General features: G+C 64.7%; 7 protein-coding genes. 2 read left to right on the top strand and 5 right to left on the bottom strand.

Annotation, left to right across the window (positions count from 1 at the left end):
* Positions 1-273 precede the first annotated feature (273 nt).
* The 5 genes from DBR23_RS18850 to DBR23_RS18830 form a co-directional block, all read right to left on the bottom strand.
* A complete protein-coding gene (locus tag DBR23_RS18850; protein ID WP_108499224.1) occupies positions 274-1137 on the bottom strand; it encodes a TIGR00730 family Rossman fold protein in 864 nt (287 codons plus the stop codon).
* Between the two features lie 119 nt (positions 1138-1256).
* Complete coding sequence (gene crcB, locus DBR23_RS18845; RefSeq protein WP_108499223.1) at positions 1257-1640, bottom strand: fluoride efflux transporter CrcB; 384 nt, start codon at positions 1638-1640, stop codon at positions 1257-1259.
* A 122-nt stretch (positions 1641-1762) separates the two neighbouring features.
* Positions 1763-3067 carry a TRAP transporter large permease gene (locus DBR23_RS18840; RefSeq protein WP_099730478.1) on the bottom strand — a complete coding sequence of 435 codons (1305 nt, stop codon included), beginning with the start codon at positions 3065-3067 and terminating at the stop codon, positions 1763-1765.
* Positions 3068-3084: 17 nt separating this feature from the next.
* Entirely contained in the window at positions 3085-3594 is a 510-nt protein-coding gene (locus DBR23_RS18835) for a TRAP transporter small permease (RefSeq protein ID WP_056746372.1), read from the bottom strand.
* An 18-nt stretch (positions 3595-3612) separates the two neighbouring features.
* The gene (locus DBR23_RS18830) at positions 3613-4596 is read right to left on the bottom strand and encodes a TRAP transporter substrate-binding protein (RefSeq protein ID WP_056746370.1); all 984 of its coding nucleotides are present in this window, start codon (positions 4594-4596) and stop codon (positions 3613-3615) included.
* A 187-nt stretch (positions 4597-4783) separates the two neighbouring features.
* Between DBR23_RS18830 and DBR23_RS18825 the strand changes: the two genes are divergently transcribed.
* Positions 4784-5320 (top strand): winged helix DNA-binding protein, encoded by a 537-nt coding sequence (locus DBR23_RS18825; protein ID WP_056063673.1) that lies wholly within the window; start codon positions 4784-4786, stop codon positions 5318-5320.
* Positions 5321-5412: 92 nt separating this feature from the next.
* On the top strand, positions 5413-8869 hold a 3457-nt coding region (locus tag DBR23_RS18820), incomplete at its 3' end, for a hydantoinase B/oxoprolinase family protein (RefSeq protein ID WP_369882140.1).

Here is an 8869-nt window from a genome sequence, read left to right as displayed (position 1 = left end):
GGTACACCACAGCCGGGTACTCCAGCGCCGCCCGCCCCGACACCGACTACGCCACCGCCACCCACGCGGCCTACGGCACCGCCGGTGACAACGGCACCGCCGCCTGCCACGACGGCGCCACCGCCACCGACGGTGCGGCCGCCCATCGTGTTCATCCCGGTCCTGCCCATCATCCTGCGCCCGCCACCTCCGCCGCCACCGCCTGTCATCAGGTAGCAGAAAGGGGCCTCAATACTCCACCGACACGTGCGTGCGTCGGTGGAGGGTTAACTTTCAGAGCTTGTAAAACGCCCGGATCAGGTCCCAAGCCTCCTGTGGGTCATCGGTGTAGTGAAACAGGTTGAGGTCCTGCGCGGAGATCGTGCCTTCTTCCACCAGCACGTCGAAGTTGATGAGGCGCTTCCAGTAGTCGGTGCCGAACAACACGATGGGTACAGGCTTGGCCTTTTTGGTCTGGACGAGGGTCAGCACTTCAAACAGCTCGTCCAGCGTGCCAAAGCCGCCAGGAAAGGCCACCAGCGCCTTGGCGCGCATCATGAAATGCATCTTGCGCAGCGCGAAGTAGTGGAACTTGAAGGACAACGAGGGCGATATGAAGCGGTTGCCGCTTTGCTCGTGGGGCAGGGCGATGTTCAGGCCCACGTTCAGTGCACCCGCATCATGGGCGCCCCGGTTGGCGGCCTCCATGATGCCTGGGCCGCCGCCGGTGCAGATGTAGATGCGGTCGGCAGGGCGCTGGCGTTCGCTGTAGTCGGCCACCAGTTTGGCGAACTGGCGGGCCAGGTCGTAATAGCCCGCGTTTCGCACGGCCAGGCGCGCGCGGCGCACGCGTTCAGCGTCACCACTGGCTTCGGCCTCGGCCAGCTGTGCTGCGGCTTCGTCGGGTGCGACAAAGCGCGCGCTGCCATACACCACCACGGTGCTTTCAATACCTTGTTCGGCCTGGCCCAGGTCGGGCTTGAGCATTTCGAGCTGAAAGCGGATGCCCCGGGTTTCGCGGCGAAACATGAATTCGGGGTCAGCAAAGGCCATGCGGTTGGCATCGGCCTGCAGGGGGTTGCCGTTGTGGGCGTGGTTGTGCAGCTCGGCCCAGGCATCGGCCAGGCGGCGTTCGTTGAGTTGGGTGTTGGATTCCATGAGGGGCTCGCGTATCGGTAGGTGAACTGAGAAGAGAGGGGCGGCACCGGCAGCAGCGGGTGGGGGCCCATGCAGTGTGGCGTGAATGAATGACGAAATGACGTGCTAGTGCAGGAACATCAAGCGCGTGATGCTATGAAATACGAAGCAGTTTGCATGCCAAGCACCGTGAGGCCCAGCGAGCCCAGCAGGTGCAGTGCTGTGGTGCCAAGCGCCAGGGCATAGCGCTGCACCATCAGCATCTCAACGACTTCGGCAGAGAAGCTGGAAAACGTGGTGAGTGCGCCCAGAAACCCGGTGACCAGCGCCAGCCGCCACACGGGGTCGAGTTGGGGCATGGCGTGGAACACTGCGACACACACACCGATGAGGTAGCCACCCACCAGATTGGCGGCCACCGTGCCCCAGGGAATGAGGCCCCCGGGGCTGAGCCACAGACCCAGGCGCCAGCGCGCCAGTGCGCCCACACAGGCGCCGATGCAGATGGCAAGAACGTTCAACATCGGGCCATTGTCGCCGGATTTTTGGAGCGTCGGACTGGCTCCTCTCCATCCCTCAAAACGCCAAGCGGGGCGTCCCCGGTGGGGGCGCCCCGCTTGGCTGTGCCTGCTGGCGGCAGGTGCGTTCAGCGCGCCGACATCTGCTGCGGCAGCCAGGTCACGATGCCGGGGAAGACATAGATCAACGCCACGGCGCCACACATCAGGAAGAACATGGGCATGGCCACCTTGGCGATCCAGGGCAGCTGGCGGCCTGTCATGCCCTGCAGCACAAACAGGTTGAAGCCCACGGGCGGCGTGATCTGCGCCATCTCCACCACCAGCACGATGAAGATGCCGAACCAGATGGTGTCGATGCCGGCCGCCTGCACCGTGGGCATGAGCACGCCCATGGTCAGTACCACCATCGAGATGCCGTCCAGAAAGCAGCCCAGGATGATGTAGAAAACCGCCAGCGCCACGATGAGCTGCGCCTGGTTCAAGCCCAGCGACGCGATCCATTCCGCCAGGTGGCGTGGCAAGCCGATGTAGCCCATGGCCAGCGTGAGGAACGCAGCGCCTGCGAGGATCAGCGCGATCATGCAGTACAGGCGCGTGGCGCCCATCAGCGAGTCCTTGAATGTGCCCCAGGTCATCGAGCCCTGCACGGCAGACAGCACCAGCGAGCCGACCACGCCCACGGCCGCGGCCTCGGTGGCGGTGGCAAAGCCGGTGTAGATGGAACCCAGTACCGCCGCGATCAGCAGCACCACGGGGATCAGGCTGCGCGACTCCGACAGCTTTTGCATGAAGCTCATGCGCACATCGGCGGCGGGCACCTGTTCGGGGTGGCGCAATGCCCACAGCATGATGTAGCCCGAGAACAGCGCCGCCAGCAGGATGCCCGGCAGCACACCCGCAATGAACAGCTGCGAGATCGACACCTCGGCCGACACGCCGTACACGATCATGATGATGGACGGCGGGATCAATAGGCCCAGCGTGCTGGCACCGGCCAGCGTGCCCACCACCATGTGCTCGGGGTAGCCGCGGCGCGTCAGCTCGGGCAGCGTCATCTTGCCGATGGTTGCGCAGGTGGCGGCGCTGGACCCCGACACGGCGGCAAAGATGGTGCAGCCCACCACGTTGGTATGCAGCAACCGGCCCGGCAGCGCCTGGACCCACGGGGCCAGGCCCTTGAACATGTCTTGCGACAAACGGGTGCGGAACAGGATTTCGCCCATCCAGATGAACAGAGGCAGGGCGGTGAGGGTCCAGCTGGAGGCGCTGCCCCAGATGGTCACGGCCATCGCATCGCCCGCCGGGCGGGCGGAGAACAGCTGCATGGCGATCCAGGCGACGCCGGAGAGGGTGAGCCCGATCCATACGCCGCTGCCCAGGATCAGGAACAGTGACAGTACGAGCAGGCCGGTTATGGCGAGATCACTCATGGTAGGTCGTGCCGGGTTTATTCATTGCGCAATGCTTCGCCGGAGGAGGCATCCACACGCTTGCCCATCATCTCCAGCACCAGCTCGTCCAGGAACGCGATCGCCAGAATCACCGTGCCCAAGGCCATGGCGATCTGCGGAATCCACAGGGGCGTGGCGTCGCTGCTGGTGGAGATGTCGTGAAACTCGTGCGACTGCCAGGCCAGCTTGCAGCTGTACACCGCGAACAGTACGGCCAGCAGAGTGGCAATGGCCAAAGCCCAGATCTCGAACGCCTTCTTGGCGCCGCCCTTCAGAAAGTTGAGCAGCAGCGTGACGCGGATGTGCTCGCCGCGCTTCAAGGTGTGGGCGAGCGCCAGGAAGCCCGATGCGGCCATCAGATAGCCCGCATAGGCATCCGTGCCCGGCACGTGGAAGTGGAACTGGCGGCTGGCGATGGACAGCAGCACCATCCCCAACAAGCCGACCATGAAAAGCGCCGCCAAGGCGGCGGCGCTGTCGTACAGAAAGTCCAGCAGACGACGCATGTGCGTGGGCGCCTGGGCTTACTTGCGGTAGGCGTCGATGAGCGCCTTGCCTTCGGGGCCGGCCTTGTCCAGCCATTCCTTGAGCATGGTGTCACCCACCTTGGCCATGTCGGCCTTCAGGGCAGCCGGTGGGGCCACCACGTCCATGCCATTGGCCTTGAGCTTGGCGACGGTATCGGTGTTGACTTTGGCACTGTTGGCCCAGCCGCGTGCTTCGGCGTCGGCACCGGCCTTCAGCAGCGCGTCCTGGCTAGGCTTGTCGAGGGCGTCAAACGCCTTCTTGTTCACCAGCACGGCGTTCTTGGGCAGCCAGGCCTGGGTGTCGTAGTAGAACTTGAGGTGTTCGTACAGCTTGCTGTCCACACCGGTGGCGCCCGAGGTCATCGTCGATTCGACCACGCCCGTGGCCAGGGCCTGCGAGAACTCCGCAGCCTGCACCGTCACGGGCTGGGCGCCGACCAGCTCGGCAATGCGCGCGGTGGCAGGGCTGTAGGCGCGCCACTTGATGCCCTTGAGGTCGGCGGCGGAGGCCAGCGGCTTCTTGGTGTAGATGCCTTGTGGAGGCCAAGCCACGGCGTACAGCAACATCATTCCCTGCTCAGCCAGCTTCTTTTCCAGGAAGGGCTTTTGGGCCGCGTAGAGTTTCTTGGAGGCGTCGTAGCTGTCGGCCAGGAAGGGCAGGCCATCCACGCCAAACAGCTGCCACTCGTTCTGGAAGTTGGCCAGCAGGATCTCGCCCATCTGCGCCTGGCCGCCTTGCACCGCGCGCTTGATTTCAGGGGCCTTGAACAGCGCGGCGTTGGCATGCACCGTGATCTTGAGCTTGCCGCCCGTGGCCTTGTCCACATCGCTGGCCAGCTGCACCATGTTTTCGGTGTGGAAGTTGGTGGCGGGGTAGGCGGCGGCCAGGTCCCACTTGGTCTGGGCGAATGCCGAGGTGGCAGACAGGCCCGCAGCCAGTGTCAGGGCGAGTGCGGTCACGGGGAAGATTCGACGCTTCATGGATATTGCTCCGCAGGGTTGTATGTACAAGGTTGGATGTAACAAATCACTGTATCGGAAGCCGATCCGATTGCGATAGGTGTTTTGCCTAAACGCTGACAAATTGCCAACAAATTACCATCGACTTGCCTACAATGCCCCATGCATATCCCGTGCCAATGACAGAACCCGCAGGCCTGAACCCGCCATGAAATCTGACGCCAAGCCCAAGGCCAAAACCGACTCCGGTCCCATCGTGTCGTCGGCGCATCTGGTGTCGGCGCAGAGTGCAGAGATGAGCGAGTTCGAGTTCGGCCTCATCGTGGCGGGCAACGCGTTCCACCGCTGGGTGGTGCACTGCATGGCGGCGGCGGGCCTCAAGGACCTGACGCCGCTCGACGTGGTGGTGCTGCACCACGTCACGCACCGTGCACGCGACAAGCGACTGGCCGACATCTGCTTCATCATGAACGTGGAAGACACGCACCTGGTGAACTACTCGCTCAAAAAGCTGCAGACCCTGGGCGTGGTCGCCTCGCAGAAGAACGGCAAGGAAGTCACCTACGCCGCCACCGACACCGGCCGCGCCTATGTGCAGCGCTACCGCGAGATCCGCGAGAGCTGCCTCATCGATGCCTTGAATGCCGATGACGCGCTCAACCGCGACATCGGCGAACTGGCCCGTTTGCTGCGTGTGCTCTCGGGCATGTATGACCAGGCAGCGCGCTCCGCAGCGTCGCTGTGACAACCTGCCCCTGGTTTCTGGTTTTTTGAATGAAATGCAGCTGTAGCGCAGGTAGTGAATGCGCTGGCAGCTATTGATTAGATAGCATCATCATGTCCCAACAAGTTTCTCCTTTGTCCCGCTGGCAGTTCTGGATCGACCGGGGCGGCACCTTCACCGACGTGGTGGGAAAGCGCCCGGACGGCACCTTGGTCACGCACAAGCTGCTGTCGGAGAACCCCGAGCAGTACAAGGACGCGGCGGTGGCCGGCATCCGCCACCTGCTGGGCTTGCAGCCGGGCGAGCCGGTGACGCCCGCGCTGGTGGAGTGCGTGAAGATGGGCACTACCGTGGCCACCAACGCCCTGCTGGAGCGCAAGGGCGAGCCCACGCTGCTCATCACCACCAAGGGCTTCAAGGACGCGCTGCGCATTGCGTACCAGAACCGCCCCCGTTTGTTTGACCGCCACATCGTGCTGCCCGAGCTGCTGTACGAGCGCGTGATCGAGGCGCAGGAGCGCATGGGTGCACAGGGCGAAGTGATCGAGCCGCTGGACGAAGCCCACCTGAAGGAACGCCTGTGGGCGGCCTACGACGCGGGCCTGCGCAGCGCGGCCATCGTGTTCATGCACGGCTACCGCTACACCGCACACGAAGAAGCCGCCGCCCGCATCGCGCGCGAAATCGGCTTTACGCAGGTGAGCGCATCGCATGCCACCAGCCCCATGATGAAGCTGGTGAGCCGGGGCGACACCACGGTGGTGGATGCGTACCTGTCGCCCATCCTGCGCCGCTATGTGGACCAGGTGGCGAGCGAAATGCCGGGCGTGAAGCTGTTCTTCATGCAATCGTCGGGCGGCCTCACGGATGCGCAGGTGTTCCAGGGCAAGGACGCGATCCTGAGCGGCCCTGCAGGCGGCATCGTCGGCATGGCGCGCACCGCTGGGTTGGCAGGCCACGACAAGGTCATCGGCTTTGATATGGGTGGCACCAGCACCGACGTGAGCCACCACGCGGGCGAGTTCGAGCGCGAGTTCGAGACCCAGGTGGCGGGCGTGCGCATGCGCGCGCCCATGATGAGCATCCATACCGTGGCAGCCGGGGGCGGCTCCATCCTCGGCTTTGATGGCGCACGCTTCCGCGTGGGCCCCGAAAGCGCGGGCGCCAACCCTGGCCCCGCCAGCTACCGCCGTGGCGGCCCGCTGGCCGTGACGGATGCGAACGTGATGGTGGGCAAGATCCAGCCTGCACATTTCCCCAAGGTGTTTGGCCACGCGGCCAACGAGGCGCTGGATGGCGATGCGGTGGCGCAGAAGTTTGAAGGCCTCGCCACACAGACCGGACGCAAGGCCGAAGACGTAGCCCATGGCTTCATTCAGATCGCCGTGCAGCAGATGGCCAATGCCATCAAGAAGATCAGCGTGGCGCGCGGCTACGACGTGACGCGCTACACGCTGCAGTGTTTTGGCGGCGCAGGCGGCCAGCATGCGTGTTTGGTTGCCGATGCCCTGGGCATGACGCGCGTGTTTGTGCACCCGTTGGCGGGGGTACTCAGCGCCTACGGCATGGGCCTGGCGGATCAGAACGTGATCCGCGAACAGGCGGTGGAAACCAAGCTCGTGCCGGACGCGTTGCCCGGCATCGAGGCCACGCTGGAGCAACTGGCCACCACCGCGCGCACCGAGCTGGAGCGCCAGCAGGTGGGCGCGGGCACTGCTGTGGTGCACCGCCGCGTGCATGTGCGCTATGAGGGCAGCGACTCCGCGCTCATCGTGCCATTCGGCTCGCTGGCCGAAATCACCGCCGCGTTCGAGAACGCCTACCGCCAGCGTTTTGCCTTCCTCATGCAGGGCAAGGGCCTGGTGGTGGAGGCTGTGTCGGTCGAGGCCGTGGTGCCCGGCGATGCCCCCGTGGAGCCACGCCACACGCTGCAGCCCGCGCGCGAGGTGCCGCGCCGCAGCACCGTGCGCATGTACACCGGTGGCATCGATGGCGTGCCTGCATGGCACGACGCAGCCCTGGTGGTGCGCGAGGATTTGCGCCCCGGCGACGTGATCCCTGGCCCGGCCATCATTGCCGAGAAGAACGCCACCACCATCGTGGAGCCCGGCTGGGAAGCAGCACTGACCGATCTGGACCACCTGCTGCTCAACCGCCGTGTGGCGCGCGCCGTGCAACATGCCGTGGGCACCACGGTGGACCCGGTGCTGCTGGAGGTGTTCAACAACCTGTTCATGAACATTGCCGAGCAGATGGGGCTGCAGCTGCAGAATACGGCGTACTCGGTGAACATCAAGGAGCGGCTCGATTTCAGCTGCGCGCTGTTTGACACCGCAGGCAATCTGATCGCCAACGCGCCCCACATGCCCGTGCACCTGGGCAGCATGGGCGAGAGCATCAAGACCGTGATCCGTGAAAATGCGGGCCGCATGCAGCCCGGCGATGTGTTCGTGCTCAACGACCCATACCACGGCGGCACGCACCTGCCGGACATCACAGTCATCACGCCGGTCTACATCGCCAACGAGGCCGAGCCCACGTTCTATGTGGGCAGCCGGGGCCACCACGCCGATGTGGGCGGCACCACGCCGGGCTCCATGCCGCCGTTCTCCACGCGCATTGAAGAAGAGGGCGTCCAGATCAACAACGTGAAGCTGGTGGAACGCGGCGTGCTGCGCGAGGCGGAGATGATTGCGCTGCTGGAAAGCGGCGAATATCCATCCCGCAACCCGCAGCAGAACATGGCCGACCTGCGCGCGCAGATCGCCGCCAACGAAAAGGGCCAGCAGGAGCTGCGCCGCATGGTGGCCGAGTTTGGGCTGGACGTGGTGCAGGCCTACATGCGCCATGTGCAGGACAACGCCGAAGAGTCCGTGCGCCGTGTCATCACACGGCTCAAGGATGGTGCGTTCACGCTGCCTCTGGACAACGGCGCGCAGATCAGCGTGGCCGTGAAGGTGGATGCAGCGAGCCGCAGCGCCACCATCGACTTCACCGGCACCAGCCCACAGCAGACGAACAACTTCAACGCGCCCACGGCGGTGTGCATGGCGGCGGTGCTGTATGTGTTCCGCACGCTGGTGGATGACGATATTCCGCTGAATGCCGGGTGCCTCAAGCCGCTCAACGTCATCATCCCGCCGGGCAGCATGCTCAACCCCAATCCGCCAGCCTCGGTGGTGGCGGGCAATGTGGAGACCTCCACCTGCATCACCAATGCGCTGTATGGCGCGCTGGGCCTGATGGCGGCGGGGCAGTGCACCATGAACAACTTCACCTTTGGCAGCACGCGCTACCAGTACTACGAGACGATCTCGGGGGGCAGCGGCGCGGGTGGGGTGTGGGATGCGAATGGGCAACTGGCGGGCGGTTTTGACGGCACCAGCGTCGTGCAATGCCACATGACCAATTCGCGCCTCACGGACCCGGAGGTGCTGGAGTTCCGCTTTCCGGTGCGGCTGGAGGGCTACGAGATCCGCAAGGGCTCGGGCGGTGCGGGGCAGTACAAAGGTGGTGATGGCGGCATTCGCCGCGTGCGCTTCCTCGAACCGATGACGGCCAGCATCTTGT

This window comes from Acidovorax sp. HMWF018 (assembly GCF_003061035.1).
Classification (GTDB): domain Bacteria; phylum Pseudomonadota; class Gammaproteobacteria; order Burkholderiales; family Burkholderiaceae_C; genus Acidovorax; species Acidovorax delafieldii.
Note: the sequence above shows the minus strand (reverse complement) of the source record. Positions and strands in the feature narration are given on the sequence as shown.